This is a genomic window from Paenibacillus doosanensis (genome assembly GCF_025060755.1).
In the GTDB taxonomy this organism is placed as follows: domain Bacteria; phylum Bacillota; class Bacilli; order Paenibacillales; family NBRC-103111; genus Paenibacillus_S; species Paenibacillus_S doosanensis.
In genome coordinates this window covers 54,419-71,654 of record NZ_JANYUY010000040.1, presented here as the reverse complement: position 1 = coordinate 71,654, position 17,236 = coordinate 54,419, and the positions used below count along the sequence as shown (strand labels likewise).

The following is a 17,236-nucleotide window of genomic DNA, read 5'->3' as shown; positions in this document are numbered from 1 at the left end:
CAATTCGGACGCCTCCAAGTGCAAGGTTTTTCACGGGTTAGCCTTCGTTTTCCTTGCACCTAAATTCGACAAAAGAGGCGCCAAACCCTTGTTACTGTTGAATTTTTGATTTGTTCAGCAAGCCCTAATTAGGAACGTTATTTTATAATATGAAGCAGGTGATGAGGCATGAGAAAGGAAGATTTGGGTACGGCGTGCGATTCATGGGCATATCCTTTTTTGAAGACCGCCTTGTTGGATAGGGACGAAAGCTTGAAGGAGGCATTGAAGGAATTGGCCGATGTTAGATATGCCTTGGACCAATCCTCGATTGTAGCCATTACGGATGCGCGCGGGACTATTCTTTACGTCAATGACCAGTTCTGCAGAATCTCCCAGTATGAACGAAAAGAATTGCTTGGTCAAGATCATCGCATACTCAATTCCGGGTATCACCCCCCTTCTTATTTTAAAAACATGTGGGCGACGATCGGGTCCGGGAATGTCTGGCGGGGGGAAATACGGAATAAAGCCAAGGATGGTTCATTTTACTGGGTGGATACGACGGTCGTTCCGTTTCTGACTGAACAGGGAAAACCGTATCAATACATTTCGATTCGAAACGATATTAGCCTGCTAAAAAAAATGGAGGAAGACATAAGGAAAAGGGAGGAGATGTACCGGCTAATCACCGAAAACTCATCGGACCTGATCTCGATTATTGATGCGGAGGGAAGGTTTTTGTATGTGTCTCCCTCTCACCATAGTTTATTGGGATACGAGTTGTCTGATTTTGAACGGCGCTACATGTACGAGTGGATTCATGAAGAAGATCGGGAGACTTTTCACAAGGCGGTTCAAGAGCAGCGGATCACGGGAAAATCCTCGCTGCTGTTAGAGTTTAGAATACATACGAAGCATAACGATGACTACGACATGGAAACCAGAATAAATCCCGTTATCGATCCATCGGGGACTGTGAGCAGCTTGATTCTGGTTATGCGCAATATCACCGAACGGAAAAGCTCGGAACGAAAGATCCGCCACCTGGCTTATCACGACACGCTGACTGATTTGCCGAATCGAAGGTTATTTATGGATCGTTTGCGCAAAGAAATCCATCAAGCCAAGCAGCTTCGGTTGCAGCTGGCCATCATGTTTCTTGATTTAGATCGGTTTAAAAACATCAATGATTCGCTCGGTCACGAGGCTGGCGATCTGATTCTCATTGAAGCGGCTCAAAGAATCAGTCAATGCATTCGATCGAATGATATGGTGGCTCGATTGGGGGGCGATGAGTTTATCGTATTATTAACGAATATATCAAGCTCGGAGGAAGTCGAATCCATATCCCGGCGAATCCAAACCAGTCTGCAAGAACCCATCGGCTTCAATGGGAAGTCATTTCATATTTCATGCAGTATGGGGATCGCTATCTTTCCAGCGGATGGAAGGGAGCCCAAAGAACTGATGAAAAGGGCCGATATGGCTCTATATGCGGTAAAAGATAGCGGCAGAAACGGAATTTCATTCTTTCGGGTAGATATGGAAGAGCGCTCCCTGGAACGAATTCTTTTGGAAAATGAACTGAAGAAGGCTATTCAGCAGGAGCAGTTCCATATTGATTATCAGCCCAAGCTCGATCTTGCAACAGGAGAATTAATTGGCATGGAAGCACTTGTACGGTGGAATCATCCGGAATTAGGGAGAATACCGCCTAACAAGTTTATACCTATAGCGGAAGAAACGGGATTGATTCTTCCCCTCGGGGAATGGGTTCTTCGCCGTGGATGCGAGCAAAACAAAAAATGGCAAGACCAAGGCTACCTTCCGTTGAAGCTATCTGTGAATCTGTCCGTTCGGCAATTCTATCAATCCGATCTGTTAGTCAAGATCAAAGAAATTTTGCAGCAAACCGGACTGGAGCCGCAATGGCTGGAGCTTGAGGTTACAGAAAGCGTTTTTTCGGATATGGACAATGCGGCGGCTATTTTGCAGAAAATCCGGGATTTAGGCATACATACTTCTATTGATGATTTTGGAACAGGGTATAGTTCATTCGGTTATATTCAGCGTCTTCCCATAGATACCTTGAAAATCGACGCTTCGTTCATTCGGGATATTCATCAAAACAAGGAAAGCCATGCGATTGTCAAGGCGATCCTGACGATTGCCCAAACGCTGGGTCTCAACGTCATCGCCGAAGGTGTCGAAAATGAAGAGCAACTAGCTGTTCTAAGTGAGGACGGCTGCGACCAGGGACAAGGCTTTTTATTCAGCAAGCCGCTGTCCGGTCATGATTTTGAAAAATACTTGAGCGGTTTGCCCGCAGCAAAATAGACCAAATAGGTTGAGGGGAATTGAGCATATGAACTTTTTTAGTCAAAAAACAAAATCGTGGACGGAATACCTGGATCATGCGCGCGCAACCGATATATCAGCTGTGGGGGAAAGGGTCAAGGAGCGCCTTGCTTTTATGGGCGTCAACCGGGATACGCTTACACATATTAAAGAGGCTGCTCATATTCTTTACCCGCATAAGTCAGAGATGATCAATCAATTTTACGAATCCATCACTTCCGTTGATCATCTGCAGAAAATTATTGTCCAAAACTCTACGTTAGACCGTTTGAGACAAACGATGGAAACATATCTTGAACAATTCCTGCAAGCGGAAGTCAATCAGGAATATGTGATGACCCGAATTATTATCGGACAAGTGCACAGCCGCATTCATTTGACGGCGGATCATTTTATTACCGCCCATCAATTATTAATTCAGATCATGACGGCCGTTTTAATGGACAAATTACATCATAAACCGGATCGGATGATGCAATCCGTTCTAGCCGTACAGAAATTGGCCACCTTTGATCAGCAGCTGATTGTAGAGGTATACATGGAGGAGACGTTTAAATCTTTTTTATTCGGTATTTCCGACATGCTCAATCACATGACCCAACTGGACAATACCGGGCAATTGATTAAAGGAATGGACAAGCAAATTGAAGAGAGCCAAAGCGTTTCGGCAGCAACAGAGGAAATGTCAGCTTCTATCCTTGAGGTAGCAAACCATGCGGTCAAGGTGGCGGAGGGAACGGACGAGGCCGTTCAGTCTGCAGAGCAGAGCAAGCGAGTCATCAACCAGGCTTTGAATGAAATACAACAAGTCGGGCTTGTCTATGCTGAGGTTTTGAACCAGGTCAACGGGCTTAATCAGGAAATCGGGCATACGCAAGAAGTGGTTAAGATCATTAAGGAAATAGCGGACCAAATCAATTTGCTGGCGTTAAACGCAAGTATCGAGGCTGCCCGGGCAGGAGAGCATGGCAGGGGCTTTTCCATCGTCGCTACGGAGGTGCGCAAGCTGGCCGAGCATACCAAAGAGCAGATCGATCAGATTACAACAAGTATGTCATCGCTGCAAAAAGTATCGAACCAGTTTACGAAAAAAATAGGGGAAACGGGAAGGCTTGTTGAGGAAAGCGTTAACGAAGCTCAGGTTGCGGATACGGAATTGCAAAAGATTGTGGCCGCTATTCAGGGGATCAATGAAACGACTACCCAGATTGCAGCGATGAGCGAAGAGCAGACGTCCTCCGTGATGGATATCGCTCACCGGAACTCCATCATATTTGATCACAGTTCCGATTCTCAAGAAATTGCACGGCAAACGGCCAAAATTGTATTTGAGCTAAGCAGACAAATGGAGGCGTACCGCAACACCTTCTTTTCCATTAACGTAAAATTAAGTTATAAAGACACTATAAGGGTAGCCAAGACCGATCATCTTCTCTGGAAGTGGAAGATTTACAATTTGCTGTTAGGCTTGGAGACTATTCCTTTGGAGCAAGTATCTTCCCACGAGAACTGCAGGCTGGGAAGGTGGTACTATGGGGAGCTGCCGGCCCGAATCAAAAGCCAGTCCGCTTTTAAGCAGCTTGAAGAGCCTCATAAAGCCGTACACCATTATGCGAAGCAAGCTGTTGAGCGACATGAGGCTGGAGACAAAACGGGTGCTCAAGCGGCCTTTGAACAACTACAGACGGCATCGGCCCTGGTTGTGAAGCTGTTATCTCAGATGGAATCGGAGTTGTAACGGGGGACGGGACAGAGGCCGTTACAATCATTCGGATTCTTTACGGCAAAAGGCAGTAGAGCGGCATTAAAAATAAAGCGTCACTACGATTAACGTAGCGGCGCTTTATTATTTGCCCGTGCGGAGAGAGTGAAGCGGATGAGCACGGCGTTTGAATCTACCGCTAGGCAGCCGTAAGGTTTACAGGATTACGTCAAGCTCCTCTCAATTGGGGAGTTCATTTTCTTCCGGCTCAGCGCAAAGCTAATCTGCGCCGCTGCTAAGCCGAGCGCAATGAGCGCGGCTGCAAGCCAAGGATGATGCTGCAATGAGGCGGTTCCGTTCAGCAAATAGCCTCCTGCACCCGCGCCTCCGGCAATGCCGAGATGAATAACGGAGGTGTTCAAGCTTAAGACGAAGTTGGCGGACTTAGGCGCTTGCTGAATCATATAACTTTGTATGGCCGGGCCGGAGGCGAACAACGCGACAAACATGATCGCGATCAGCCCGACTGCGAGCGGGGTTGAGAACGTAAAGACGGGCAGCAGCGCTAAAGCAAGCAGATGAATGACGAGCCAGGTTCCGAGCGTGCGCGAGGTTCCCCAGCGATCGACCAAACTGCCGCCGAGCCGGGAGGCGAAAGCGCCAATCAAGCCTAGAGCAAGCATCATAAAAGCAATATCCGCCGTATCGAAGCTCAATAATTGCTGCAAGTATGGTGAAATATAGGTTAAGAAAACGGAATTTCCTCCTTCACGAAAAAGCGAAATGAAAAAGGCAGTAACAATAACCGCGCTCCCTGCCTGCTTTAACTGGCTCGATAATGGAACGGGGTCATCGCCTTCCACAGCAGGCAAGAGGCGAAGAATGGCTGTACCGACTGCAATGCTCAGCGCGCCCAGCATCATAAAGATGGCCTGCCAACTCATCCAGTCGGCTATGGCAATGCCTAGTGGTACGCCCAGTATCATCGCGCTGCTGAAGCCCAAAATAATGGTTCCGATGGAACGGCCTAATTGATCGGCCGGCACAAGTTTTGCGACGATGCCTAGTGAAACGACGAGGAAAATACCTGAGCTTGCTCCGAGCAGCACGCGGGAAACCATTAATGTCTCGGCGTTTAAGCTAAGGGCGGACAACGCGTTCCCGGCGATAAAAACGGCCAGCGAACCAATGAGCAGCGGCTTCCGGTTCATTCGGCTCGTCAGCACAATGAGAAGCGGGGTAGCAATGGCGAAGGACAAGGAGTAGGCGGTAATGAGTTGCCCGGCAACAGCCAAGGAAATATTTACATCCTCGGCAATTCGGGGTAAAATGCCAGATACAACTAATTCAGACGTTGCGGTGAGGAACACGCCGACAGCCAGAATATAGATGGATAATGCGGTTGTTTTCATTGAAGATCAATCCCTTTCGTTCTTTTTTATGTATTATATTTTAGTTTCTTTATTTAAGTAAGTACGCAAATCAAATGGATGTAATCCAAAAAAATTGACCTACTTACCATTCGGTAAGTGAAAAGAGGTGCAAAATGGAAAACTTAACGAATGAACAGCGGTTCCCAGACGAGGAAAGGCAAAAGAGTGAATCCGAATATCCTCACATTTGCTCGGTGTTGGAAATATTGGGGGCAAAATGGGCTTTTCTTGTCATCGCAAAACTGCACAAAGGGCCGCGAAGATTTCAGCAGCTGCTTCGGGATGTAGCCGTTGTGCGCACACAGTCATTGACGAATGTGCTTCGCCATCTGGAAAATAGCGGGATCGTGCATCGCGAAGTATACCCGAGCGTCCCTATAACCGTCGAATATTCTTTAACGGAAAAAGGAAGGGACTTTCAAGCGGCGCTGAAGGAGATGGAAAATTGGGCGATACGCTGGGGCAATGCTGCTAAAGAGGAGTAAAGGTAACTTTGTTGTTGATAGCCGTTTGAAGAAATGGATGGATCGCTTTAATGGTCAATCCGCAAGTTTTATTTAGAACAATTCGATAAACGAACGGAAGTGACTAATGAACATTCGTCTGTTAAATGATTCTGATGCCCAAGTGTACAAACGTAGAGCCTAAATTTCGAGGATGGGGGTTAGGTAAAACCCTTCTAATAGCCTTGATTGAAAGAGCAACAAAAGAATGTGAAGGGTTGGAACAGATTCATTTGACGGTTGTCTCTAATAACAAATCAGCAAAACGCTTATATGTTTCGCTGGGGTTTGAAGTTTACGGTGTAGAACCATATGCATTAAAGTCTGATGAACAGTATTTCGATGAGGACTTAATGATTTTAAGATTGTGACTTTAAAACGAAAGGCACGATAGCTTCATGAACCGCCTTTCAACAAGGCGGTTTTCTTATGATTTAAAGGAGGCCCAAAACCTTTTGCATGTCTCGGACAATAGCAAAAGCCAACCTCGATGTGTGTAAGGTTGGCTTATCAAGAAATACATAAATGTTCGAAGACGATGTTTGCTCAGGTTCGGTTGGCCTGGATGTGAATTAAATTCTATGGCTCCAATGCCTTTGTCCGTGCGATAATCGCATTAACCTATGCCGCGGCACGTTTTTGTTAGTGCTCTTGTATTAAAGCTTTGACTTCTTCTGCTGAAAGTTCTGTCATGTCTACAATAGTCGATATGTCGTAGCCGCGGGCAAGAAGTCGCCGGGCTGTCTGGCGTTTCTCTTGCATGATGCCTTCCGCTTTGCCTTCTGCTTTACCTTCCGCTTTCGCTCCTTCGGTTCTGGATGCCTGGTCACGTAAATACTTTAACCTAGCTTCGTGTTCCATCCGTGTCTGAGCATCCTGACTAAGAAACTCAAGTGTAGTCATCGCTTTTTTCAGCATAGGTTCGTTCATCGTCAACACCTCCCATTGATCGTGCTCCACACCTCTTAAAAATAACAACCAGTTGATCAATCCGCCATCCATTGGAATCGGCTTGGGAAGGCATGAATAGTTAAGGATGTTGATTGTCACGCATTTCTTTAATTCGCTGTAGTTGCCGCCTTTCTTGATCTGGTGGGAGTACATATTGCTCCAATAAAACAGCGTACGCTTCTCCATATGATATGGGTTAAATAGTTGCATCTCGATGTTAATCAGCTTGCCTTCGGTTGTCTTGGCCTTGATATCAAGAATGGATTGTTTATCCTGAGGGGCATCTTTGTCCGTGTTACGAGGATCAACAATTCCATCGACATCAACTCCATTCATTAATTATTATATCACGAACACAAATTTCCAGTCACGGGTAACTGGCGACAGTTCAAGTTTCAAACTTCTGGCATAGTCGCAAAAACCTCGAAAACAGCCGGAAATATGTGGGTCCCCCAGCCAAACGCGGTCTAGGAAATGCAGTATGTTTTCGATAGACAAGGCAAATGGTATGATATAACTGATGAGTCTATTAAAAGGATGGGGCAGCTTGATTAACCGTGAAATTATTGATTTTATTCATATGAATTACTTGAAAAAGAACTGGCAACTTGAGCTCGATTCGTTAATGATATCCAGTGTAGGGTATGAGGTGGACATTTATCAAGTATCGGCCAGGAATCGTAAAAGAGTTGCACGTTTGACGAGCGGACCGGGTCATAACGAGGAGTCTCTCTTGATGGACGATCCTCTTTCGGGCTTGTTGGAACAGGTTGCGAAATTATTTTATAGCCCTGGTGTCCGTAAAAATAGACACGAAGCATTAGGGGCAGCAGGTACAGAGTCTGCGCTGCAAGCGTGGATTGCTCAGGGGGCAGTGCTGCGCAGGGTGCTTTACGATTCGGACGGAAGAACGGAAACACGTACGGAATATATGATGGGATACGAGCTTTATTCGTATTTGCAAAGGCAAAAACGGAGCAGGGAAACAAAGATAGAGGCTCGTTCTGTAGAATGGAGCAGCAGATTGCAGACTGCGTTGGCTGCTTTAGGGTTGCCAATAGACACCAAGCCCTCTGCTGGGCCTATCGCGGCTTCAGACGATCCCCGGTATTATCGAGTGTTGTTTGGGGTGTTTGTTAAAGATGTTTCCGAAGGGTTGCGGAAATCTGCTACTCTTCACGATATTACTCAAGTTCTCCAATGCGGCAGTGAACAATGGACGGACAAAAAAGTTATGCAATATGGAGATTTTATCGTAGCTTTAACAGAAATTACAGCCATTCAAGACCAGTTTGACTGGAAAGAAATAGGAGCGCGCTACTATCGGGAAATTGGCGGCTCCAAGCGATTTGATGCTTACAAGACAGCGTTCACAGATGCTTTGGAGGAGAGGCTTGGTTTCCCTCTGCAACTGATCGGTCTATCCAGTCAGGGAACAATTACGCCTATTTATTTTGCAGGAGAGTTAACTGGAATCGGTGGTTTCCAATATCCACAAGGATTTCTGCATGCAACAACCGATCTAACGGTCTTCAGGACCCAATTCTCCACGAATTGTCATCATTTATGGCTTGTGGAGAATCGTGCGGTGCTTACACGAATGGCCACAGAAGGGGATTTTCTTCAATCTGCCCACAGCTTGGTAATCGGACTGGACGGGCAACTCAGAAGCAGCCATCGTAAATTGATTGCTGACGTGCTGGGGCGCTCGACGCAGTTGAAGCAGATATTAGTTTGGTGCGACGCGGATCAAGCCGGATTTATTATTGCCGGACATGCTCGTGTTTTATTGGACGCAGTCCCGGAGATCAAGGCAAAGTGGATTTTACCGGAAAGTGATTTTGCTCAATGGGGGTTTTTCAAGAATGAAGTACACACTTGGTCAAGCTACGAGGCACGCATGATAAGCCGGCTTAAGATGAAAGCCGTGGGCGAGCAGGAGGCTGAAATGGGAGGGATGGAGCGTTGGATACAATGGCTGGAAGCTTGATCTCCATATTTTATTCCGATACCCCGGAACACCTTCGGAAAGAAGCGCTGCGCGATATGGTGAAGCTGGCTGGCGTGCTTACGGAGCTGCGGGAATATTTTGAAGAGCCGCTCAAGGTACTGGAAATTTTGAAAATGCTGAATTTAATTCAGCAGGAAGCGCTCGGCTTAGATGATCCGCTGGAAGATGAAGAAGCTTTGTTTTATCGTTTCCGTAATCGCTACGGTTATGATCCGAACATTCCGATGGAGCGCTTGCTCAATATATTGCAGAAATACAACTGGATTATCCGTGGCAAGAGACGTTTGACGATGATGGATGTAGGCAAACGAATGATGGATATGTTGATCCGTCTGGTTAACGATTCACTAGCTTATTATATGCAGGATGAAGTAGCCCGCTCTTTGTTTCAGGCAAGAAGGGACGCCGATCTTAGCGAAGCTTACGACGACAAGGGGATTTCAGGCGGCAATCGCCTGGCAAGCATGATTCGCAATGTAGAGGACGCCGTGGACAAGCTGAAGGAGCGGCAGCTGGAATTTTTGGCCGACAGGCACGCATTGCCGCAGATTCAGATCATTGTAGAGCTCATGCAGGAATTGAATGCTCGGATGGACGAGCGTTTAGCTCAATATGCGACTTTCGAAGAAGGAATTTCATTTGCTCCTTTATTAAAGAAGGGGACGGAAATTATGTTTGAGGGTACGCAGGTATCGCTAGGAACGTTAAATAAGTTTCTGAAATTCGCACATTTGCAGCAAACGGAAGTAGGGCAGGAGATTTCACCGATCATGATCCGTCAATTCATCATTCAATCGTTTCTGAAACGAGCCGATTCCGATTTGCCCAGCGGTCATGAGATCTTAAGCTTTTTGGAACAGGATCGTCATCCGGGTGAACGTTTGGACGGCATGTGGGTTCCTGTTCAGTTTGCTTCCCCCGTCTCCAACCGCCAACTGGCTGACACGGTCAACTATCTGGAGCATTATGTGCCATCTACAGAACCGATTGAAGAGCGAGTGGAGCCGGATTACCGGGAGTCGGAGGAATGGACGGAAGAGGAATTGGGAGCGCGGCTGGATGAGATTCAATGGCATATGACCAAAGCGAAAATCCGTACGGACGAAGTGGAGCGGGTGTTGGAGGACAAAGTGCAGCTTGGCTTAGACGAGCTTGTATGGGAGGCGGGTTCTTCTCATTGGACAGATGCCGTCAATGCACTGTTGGCTGTATCTGCGCTTGCCGGGAGCGGGCGGGCAGTTATCGGGCAGACAGGGAAAGCAAGAAGAGGCGGTGACTCCGGGACGGAGGATGCGATAAAGGAATGGGAGATTGTGGAGGAGGGAGAGAAAAGATATGTCGTTCGAAGATCAGGAGCACACGTACAGCCAGATGCCGCTAGGAGCGATGGAACGGCTGACGGCAGTACTGAGTCCGGATGAAGAGTATGCATTTGTTCAAATTATGTTTTCATCCTCAGCCTCAGTGCGTAGCGACAGTTATGGCTTGACTCGCCGCGAAGTCATGAAGATTTTGAAATTAAAGCAGGAGGATGAGCAAGGGCTGAATTCTTTCCTGAAAAGGATTAATCAGGCAGTCAGCCGTTATTTTAAGATTGTATACGATGAGCGCAGAGATCGTGTTGTTGCGCTGATTCATGTACCCGCCAGGCAGGCTCGAGAATTGTTATCTTCGGAGAGTTTGGCGCTGTTGATGTTTATCTTTTACCATCAGGAGGTTCTTCAGAACGATTTCACTCTGTTTGCTCAATTGCTGGAGGCATTCGGTCATGAATCTCTCGATGTAAGACGCAAAATACTGATGAATCTCGATGCTTTGATAAAAATTGGCGCGGTTTGCAAATATGATAATCCCTCCAACGAAGAGGCGTTTGCTCTTACAGCGATCGGGAGCCGTCTTTTTTCCGACTCCTATCTCAAACGGTTTGCCGAATTTAGTCATTCTCAACAGCTTAATATGGAAGATGTCTTGAAGTTTTTTAAACGCTACAATCTGGAGGCAGGTGTGAATAATTGATTCCATGGGGAATGCGATTTAGCGGTATTCGCGACTTTAGGGATAGCCAACTTGATTTGGGAAGTCCTCGAGATCACGTATTGATTGGTGGCCCCAACGGATCGGGCAAATCAACAATTACATTCTGTATGGGGGCCGTTCTTGCTTCTTCCAAGGTAGAACTTGAAGGTTTGCGTTCGCGTAACTTGCCGCCAGACAAAGTATGGAGAGCAACGATTGAGCTTGTATTTGACAACGGCGGGGACCATCCTGTAGATGCGGCCGCCTTTGTCGGCTTTCGGCTTCATTTGGAGCAGAAGCCAGGTGACCCGATACGCAAGGAATTCTGGATTTGCGAGGGGGAGCAGCCGTGGCAATGGCATAAGGAAACGCGCTACACGCCCGGAGACGGAACCTATCATCTGCATGAATACCGGCATCAACTGCAGCACAAATTCAAGGTGGACCCGGAAGCTTTCTATCTGATCTGGTATCAACAGGATGTGAATCAATTCGCTGTTATGCGGCCGGAGGAGCGTTTTCGCATTTTTAGCGAGATGACCGGGATAGAGCAGATGCAGCTCAACTGGGAGAGAGTGAAGGAAGAACGTCGCGAGGCATCGCTGGCACTTCAGACGGCAGAGAGCAATCAGCATCAACATAAGTTGAATTTGGGCAACTGGCAGCAGGAACGGGATCGTTTGATCAGCCGCAATGAACGTCGCAAGCTCGGCTTGCAGCACGCTTTAACTGCATCGGCCGCACTCCGCGAAAAGTATCGTCAGGAATGCCGAACGCTTCAGGATAAGCTCGAGGAGATGAAAGAGTGTAACGATGAAGAAATAGACAGGTGGAAGAAGTTGGAGGATGAGCGAAAGCATCATCAGGAGGAAATGAACCGAAAAACGTTGCAAAAGGAGGAACTGGACAAGCAGCTTCAGAATTTGGAGAGAGAGACGGCCGAGCTTCGGCACCGGCATGTCGACATGACAACGGAGCATCGCCAATTGGCGGATATGCTGCAGGAGTTGGCGGAGAAAATTAAAGCAGTGCCTTATTCCGAAACTGAGGCAAGAGAGCGTCTTGCTCGCGGTCAGGCAGAGGAAGCAGAGTTGCAAAGCAGACAAGAAGAAATCGATCGGGCATATCGTCAAGCGCAATCCGAACTGGATCGGTTGGCGGATGAGGTAGCCAGATTAAAATTTGAGGTTGAGGAAGACCGGCGCAAGCTTGCTGAAGCGGAAACCATGCTGGAACAATACGGGGGCAGTGCCGGACTGGAGCATGAAGCCGAGACTTTAGAATGCAAACGAAGCGATCAGCAGGATCGTGATCGGGGGCTGTGCGAGAAGATTCGTTTATTGGAGGAAGAACTGGATGCGCTGACCCGCAATGAGATTAGAAGCTTAAGGCAGGATACATCTATTCGTTATTTGGAACGCTTGGGCCTGACCGTCTTCACGATACGCGATTTACTGGAGATGGATGAACATTCTCCGTTGGAACAGGAGAAGAAGCTGGAGCCGATCAAGTATACGCTGTTTGTAGATGGCAAAAATTTTGTCGCTCCTACGGACCTCTATCATGTAGAATTACCGACTGTTATTCCCGAAAGAACGTTGGATGAGCTGAGAGAGCTCGGTCTTCGGGTGAAGCAAGGGCTTGATGATACAAGCTATGCCGCGGCGCAAAAAGCGTTATGGTGGCTTCACGGACTTTTGACTGCCGCTGAGGATGGAAAAAGAGGGCTAAGAAACGGACAATTGCTGGATGCTTGGGGGCGGCGGGGAGCGCAGGAGCAGCTTCAATGGCTGCTGAATCCCAGGGGCATTGCTTTACGAATTGAACAACTTCAGGAAGAGATCAAGAAACAGGTACGACAATTGCAAGCATTACGCAGCGAGTTCAATGATGATGAAAAACGGCTCAATCTGATACGGTCCGTTCTTCACCAAATCAGAGAAGCGGAAGCGGTCATTCGGGACGTTGTTCGGCGGGATCGGATTCGAACGGAATGGGAACGTACTGTTGCTGAGCAGAAGGAGCAGTTGCAGGATCGGGACAGGCTTCGTGCCGAAGGGCAGGACTTGAACGCGCCATTGGCGGAGCTTAAGATGACGATTCGGATACTGGAGCAATACATGGACGTTTATAACGAGGCGCGGGAGCAGAGCTTCGAGCTTGAGCGGTTACGACAGCTTGGCGAAGCGTTGGAGCAACAGAAGGAGAAGTTAAAGCAGGCGGAGAGGGAATTAGAGGATCTCTATGCAGAAGCGGATCAATTGGATCGTTCCATTGACTCTACCGCAAGACGGATGCGGGAAAAAAACCAGTTTATTGCCGACGTTCAAAGGGTAATAGATGATCTGACTCGCCAGCAAAAGCAGACAGCCGAGCGTTATGGCGTTATGGAGCAGAACTGTGCAGCGGAGCAACAATTTTATCGGGAATGGTCGGCTCGATTGCCTGCCGTCCTGGAAGCCATCGTCCAAGAGCATCCGGATTTCCCATCTGCTGCGAATTGGAATGAAGAACAGGCTAAACATGAAAAGCATGAAGCACAAGTGCGGTTGGAGCTTGCTTGCAGCGAGACGGTAGATGAGAACGCATTGGAAAACTATGAAAAAGTAAGACAAGAGTATGAACGGGGAGCACAGGAAGTACAGGAAGCCCGTTCGCTGCTTCAACAATTGGAGGACAGTTTGAAGGAACTGGAAGAGAAGCTAGTCAGAACGATTCATTATGAAGTCAATCGGGTGAATCAGATGTTTGTACGCTACATGGACATGTTTTCCTTCGACGGCGAGGTCAGTTGGGATATGCAGGAGCTGAAGCAAGGAAACATGAAGTATTTTCTTAATATTAAAGCGCGCAAGCAAGGCCACAGAGGAGCGCTTGAGGAAATCAGCATGAAAGGCAGAGGCGGGAGAGTGGGCAAAGGCGTTTCCGGTGGAGAGGAATCTCTAGGGTCTCTTCTGTTTGCATTGGCTTTGCTGAAAACGATTCAGGCCAATCCGGGATATATTGTTTTGGATGAGTTCGACAGTGCGCTGGATGAAGGCAGAAAGTCCAAAGTATTTTTGCTGTATCAAAAGGAACTGGCACGTAAAATGATTATTTTGTCTCCCAAATCCCACGAATCCGATTATGTGCAGCACTTTAATGAAGCTTTTGTCGTATATCATGATGCGACAATTCCGCAAAGTGCAATCATTAGAATTAAAAAGCGATTGTAAAGATCGTGACGTTCATAGTGAGGGGTTAGGTAAAATAACACCTTTATTACCATAATAAGAGAGAGGTTGTTCCTTGTGATCAGCCTCTTTCTTTATGATCTGGAAGGTGCGGGGCTCAGTTCCGCAAGCTCTGGAATATTACCAATTACAAATGCGAGCCTCCGCTTGCATTGCCCGGTCACCCAGCGGCTGTCTGGTGAGGCTAAAAACGCTGCGACATCGGCGAAATCCTCGGGCTGACCCCATTTTGCCGTGATGCCGCTGCGCTGTGAGGAAGTGTACTTTGGAGCTTTTGAGCGCGTGTTAACCGGTATTAGCTTTGGCCCGTCAGCCTGCCGGACCAATAACCGGCCGAGAGGGCGATAAGCTCTCGGGCTGCCAGGGAGAGGTAGCTGCCTTTTTTATAGCTGGCGGCGACTTCCCAAACCGGATTTGGCGATAGGGCGAAGAAGGAGACGCCGGCGTCCGGCTTGGCGTAGCTCATAGGGATGACCGAGCAGCAGATCCCTTCGGCGACCATTTCGAATAAAGTTCGGCAGCTTCTGGATTCCAGCAAGATGTTGGGCTCGACGCCTTCTTCGGCGGTCAGCCGGTCGTATATTTCCCGCAAGGTAGACCCCTGCTGCATGATGGCAAACGAATCCGCGGCCAGCGCGGACAGAGGGATCGGCGGCAGCGCCTCGCCCAGCTTTCCTCCCTTATGCGCGAGGGGATGCGCTTGGGGCACGGCCAAAATAATCGGTTCGCAGCCGATAGGGATGTAGCAGTCATCCGTTTTTTGAAAATCCTGCAAGGTTAAGAAACCGATATCGAGCTGACCGCGGGAGATTTCAAGCTGCTGTTGTTTTACGGGCATTTCGAGCGGTTCGATTTTTACGTGGGGATAGAGTTTGTAGAAGGCGGGGTAAATGGCGGCGAACATGTCGGTGCCCCGCTCGGGAGTCAGGCCGATCGTCAGTTTGCCTTCTTTGGCGCCGATAATGTCCTTGATTCGGCTGTAGGCGTCTTTTTTGAGGCGCATGATCCTTTTGGCATGGTCCACATAAATTTCCCCGGCTTCGGTCAAATGCCAGTTGTTCCGGGAACGGACGAAAAGCGGCGCGCCGAGCTCCTTTTCCAGCTTCAGCAGCTGTTGGTTTAACGCGGATTGCGTAATAAAAAGCTTCTCCGCGGCCCGGGTAATGTTGTTCTCTTCGGCAATTTTTACGATATATTCCAGCTGCTTCAGGTCCATTGCAATCGGCCTCCATTATACTCTTAATAAAATTAAGAGAACTCTAACAACAATGAATTTTACTAACGAGTACATTCAGATTACGATGTTTTTGTATAAACGACAACCTTAGCGATACGGAAGTGATTCATTATCGAGAGGAGGAGTTGTGTGACGATGAATGCCAAGCCGCTATCGGAAGAAAAGCCACTGTATATTCGAGTGAACCCGAAGGATAACATCGCGATCATTGCGAATCCCGGGGGGCTTCCGCCAGGAACGCGTTTTCCTTGCGGACTTGAACTGATTCAGTATGTTCCCCAAGGACATAAGGCGGCGCTGACGGATATAGGCCAAGACGAAGCCATTATAAGGTACGGAGAAGTGATCGGCTATGCGGCTCATCCTATTGCCCGAGGAGGCCGGGTCGACGAGTCGTCGGTGCAGATGCCGACGCCGCCGAGGTTGGAGGAGCTGCCGCTCGCCTGCAATGTGCCGGACCCGCTGCCTCCCCTGGAGGGGTATACGTTTGAAGGATATTTGAACGACGACGGCAGCGTCGGCACGAAAAATATTCTCGGCATTACGACCAGCGTGCAATGTGTCGCCGGCGTGCTGCAGTATGCGGTCCAACGCATCAAGGCGGAGCTGCTGCCCGGCTATCCGAACGTCGAGGACGTCATCGCCTTAACGCATACTTACGGATGCGGGGTGGCGATCGACGCGCCGGACGCCGTCATTCCCATTCGCACGGTGCAGAACCTTGCGCGGAACCCGAATTTCGGTGGCGAGCTGATGGTTGTCGGGCTGGGCTGCGAGAAGCTGCTTCCCGACCGATTAGTGCCGGACGGCGATGCCGGGCAGATTGTATCCTTGCAGGATAACCGCGGGTTTATCCCGATGGTCGAGGCGATTATGAAGATGGCCGAAGCACGGCTTGTTAAACTGAACGAGCGGCGGCGTATCACCTGTCCCGCATCTTCCTTGGTCGTTGGCCTGCAGTGCGGCGGCAGCGACGCTTTCTCGGGGATTACGGCCAATCCGGCCGTCGGTTTTGCCGCCGATTTATTGGTCCGCGCGGGAGCTACGGTCATGTTCTCCGAGGTAACCGAAGTCAGGGACGCCATTCATTTATTGACGCCGCGGGCAGCGAGCGAAGAAGTCGGCCGCGCTTTGATTCGCGAAATGCAATGGTACGATGATTATTTGCGGAGAGGCTGGGCGGATCGCAGCGCCAATACGACCCCCGGGAATAAAAAAGGGGGGCTTTCCAATATTGTGGAAAAGTCGCTCGGCTCCGTCGTCAAGTCGGGCACGAGCCCGATCATGGGCGTTGTTCCCCCCGGCGAGAGGGCGACGCAGAAAGGGCTGCTGTTCGCGGCGACGCCTGCCAGCGATTTTGTATGCGGCACATTGCAGCTGGCCTCCGGCATCAACATGCAGGTGTTCACCACGGGAAGAGGGACGCCGTACAGTTTGGCGGCCGCGCCGGTCATCAAGGTGTCCACGCGAACTTCGCTCGCCGAGCAGTGGCATGATCTGATCGATCTGAACGCGGGAACGATTGCAACGGGGGAGGCGACGATTGAAGAGGTGGGATGGGAGCTGTTCCGTCTGATTTTGGACGTGGCCGGCGGAAGAAAGAAAACATGGGCGGATCAGTGGGGAATCCACAATGATTTGGCCTTGTTCAATCCTGCTCCGATTACTTGAATATGAGGCTCAGGTTGTAAAAGCTGACGACGGCGTCTTTGCCGATGTCGGCTTTTTTGGCTTGCTTTTAACAAAATCAAAATATTTTCTCTTTGTTAATTGTATTGTATAACGATTATTTAGTAGGTATAGTTCCCTA

Annotated in this window: 12 protein-coding genes and 2 pseudogenes; 9 read left to right on the top strand and 5 right to left on the bottom strand. The window is 48.7% G+C overall.

The features are described 5' to 3' along the window. Nucleotides 1-168: 168 nt before the first annotated feature. Nucleotides 169-2,319 carry a bifunctional diguanylate cyclase/phosphodiesterase gene (locus N0M98_RS23755; RefSeq protein WP_259619392.1) on the top strand — a complete coding sequence of 717 codons (2,151 nt, stop codon included), beginning with the start codon at nt 169-171 and terminating at the stop codon, nt 2,317-2,319. 28 nt (nt 2,320-2,347) lie between these two features. Continuing rightward, nucleotides 2,348-4,078: a methyl-accepting chemotaxis protein gene (locus N0M98_RS23750; protein ID WP_259619391.1), complete on the top strand. Its 1,731-nt coding sequence runs from the start codon at nt 2,348-2,350 to the stop codon at nt 4,076-4,078. 188 nt (nt 4,079-4,266) lie between these two features. Here the strand turns inward: N0M98_RS23750 and N0M98_RS23745 are convergent, their stop codons facing one another. Continuing rightward, on the bottom strand, nt 4,267-5,454 hold the full coding sequence (locus N0M98_RS23745) for an MFS transporter (protein ID WP_249865076.1): 1,188 nt from the start codon (nt 5,452-5,454) through the stop codon (nt 4,267-4,269). A 134-nt stretch (nt 5,455-5,588) separates the two neighbouring features. On the opposite strand from N0M98_RS23745, the gene N0M98_RS23740 reads away from it, so the two are divergent. After that, complete coding sequence (locus tag N0M98_RS23740; protein WP_310944329.1) at nt 5,589-5,960, top strand: winged helix-turn-helix transcriptional regulator; 372 nt, start codon at nt 5,589-5,591, stop codon at nt 5,958-5,960. A 125-nt stretch (nt 5,961-6,085) separates the two neighbouring features. Next, complete coding sequence (locus N0M98_RS23735) at nt 6,086-6,349, top strand: GNAT family N-acetyltransferase (protein WP_310944327.1); 264 nt, start codon at nt 6,086-6,088, stop codon at nt 6,347-6,349. Nucleotides 6,350-6,620: 271 nt separating this feature from the next. Here N0M98_RS23735 and N0M98_RS23730 read toward each other — a convergent pair. Next, nucleotides 6,621-7,223 (bottom strand): annotated as a pseudogene (locus N0M98_RS23730) (Rpn family recombination-promoting nuclease/putative transposase); the annotation flags it as partial. A gap of 253 nt (nt 7,224-7,476) precedes the next feature. Between N0M98_RS23730 and N0M98_RS23725 the strand changes: the two are divergent. Genes N0M98_RS23725 through N0M98_RS23715 form a run of 3 tightly spaced genes read left to right on the top strand, consistent with a single transcriptional unit; the run spans nt 7,477 to nt 10,956 of the window. Then, on the top strand, nt 7,477-8,919 hold the full coding sequence (locus N0M98_RS23725; RefSeq protein WP_259619389.1) for a Toprim sub domain-containing protein: 1,443 nt from the start codon (nt 7,477-7,479) through the stop codon (nt 8,917-8,919). Further along, nucleotides 8,904-10,361: a hypothetical protein gene (locus tag N0M98_RS23720; protein WP_249866263.1), complete on the top strand. Its 1,458-nt coding sequence runs from the start codon at nt 8,904-8,906 to the stop codon at nt 10,359-10,361. Before N0M98_RS23725 ends, N0M98_RS23720 begins: the two co-directional genes overlap by 16 nt. Then, nucleotides 10,327-10,956: a hypothetical protein gene (locus N0M98_RS23715; RefSeq protein ID WP_310944324.1), complete on the top strand. Its 630-nt coding sequence runs from the start codon at nt 10,327-10,329 to the stop codon at nt 10,954-10,956. The genes N0M98_RS23720 and N0M98_RS23715 overlap by 35 nt, the downstream gene beginning before the upstream one ends. 110 nt (nt 10,957-11,066) lie before the next feature. On the opposite strand, the gene N0M98_RS23710 is transcribed toward N0M98_RS23715, so the two are convergent. Next, a complete protein-coding gene (locus N0M98_RS23710) occupies nt 11,067-11,678 on the bottom strand; it encodes a hypothetical protein (protein WP_259619388.1) in 612 nt (203 codons plus the stop codon). A gap of 264 nt (nt 11,679-11,942) precedes the next feature. On the opposite strand from N0M98_RS23710, the gene N0M98_RS23705 reads away from it, so the two are divergent. Continuing rightward, nucleotides 11,943-14,171, top strand: coding sequence for a hypothetical protein (locus N0M98_RS23705; RefSeq protein WP_259619387.1), 2,229 nt, complete (start codon nt 11,943-11,945; stop codon nt 14,169-14,171). A gap of 145 nt (nt 14,172-14,316) precedes the next feature. Here N0M98_RS23705 and N0M98_RS23700 read toward each other — a convergent pair. Next, nucleotides 14,317-14,419: pseudogene (locus tag N0M98_RS23700) on the bottom strand (short-chain dehydrogenase); the annotation flags it as partial. A 65-nt stretch (nt 14,420-14,484) separates the two neighbouring features. After that, the gene (locus N0M98_RS23695; protein WP_249865070.1) at nt 14,485-15,405 is read right to left on the bottom strand and encodes a LysR family transcriptional regulator; all 921 of its coding nucleotides are present in this window, start codon (nt 15,403-15,405) and stop codon (nt 14,485-14,487) included. Between the two features lie 156 nt (nt 15,406-15,561). On the opposite strand from N0M98_RS23695, the gene garD reads away from it, so the two are divergent. Continuing rightward, on the top strand, nt 15,562-17,097 hold the full coding sequence (gene garD / locus N0M98_RS23690) for a galactarate dehydratase (RefSeq protein ID WP_249866261.1): 1,536 nt from the start codon (nt 15,562-15,564) through the stop codon (nt 17,095-17,097). Nucleotides 17,098-17,236: the final 139 nt, after the last annotated feature.

What these genes read in the sequence shown, in the direction of transcription:
- N0M98_RS23740 (WP_310944329.1), top strand. Translation starts at nt 5,589, where the DNA reads ATGGAAAACTTAACGAATGAACAGCGGTTCCCAGACGAGGAAAGGCAA.
- garD (WP_249866261.1), top strand. Translation starts at nt 15,562, where the DNA reads ATGAATGCCAAGCCGCTATCGGAAGAAAAGCCACTGTATATTCGAGTG.
- N0M98_RS23735 (WP_310944327.1), top strand. Translation starts at nt 6,086, where the DNA reads ATGATTCTGATGCCCAAGTGTACAAACGTAGAGCCTAAATTTCGAGGA.
- N0M98_RS23750 (WP_259619391.1), top strand. Translation starts at nt 2,348, where the DNA reads ATGAACTTTTTTAGTCAAAAAACAAAATCGTGGACGGAATACCTGGAT.
- N0M98_RS23745 (WP_249865076.1), bottom strand. Translation starts at nt 5,454, where the DNA reads ATGAAAACAACCGCATTATCCATCTATATTCTGGCTGTCGGCGTGTTC.
- N0M98_RS23755 (WP_259619392.1), top strand. Translation starts at nt 169, where the DNA reads ATGAGAAAGGAAGATTTGGGTACGGCGTGCGATTCATGGGCATATCCT.
- N0M98_RS23695 (WP_249865070.1), bottom strand. Translation starts at nt 15,405, where the DNA reads ATGGACCTGAAGCAGCTGGAATATATCGTAAAAATTGCCGAAGAGAAC.
- N0M98_RS23720 (WP_249866263.1), top strand. Translation starts at nt 8,904, where the DNA reads ATGGCTGGAAGCTTGATCTCCATATTTTATTCCGATACCCCGGAACAC.
- N0M98_RS23715 (WP_310944324.1), top strand. Translation starts at nt 10,327, where the DNA reads ATGGAACGGCTGACGGCAGTACTGAGTCCGGATGAAGAGTATGCATTT.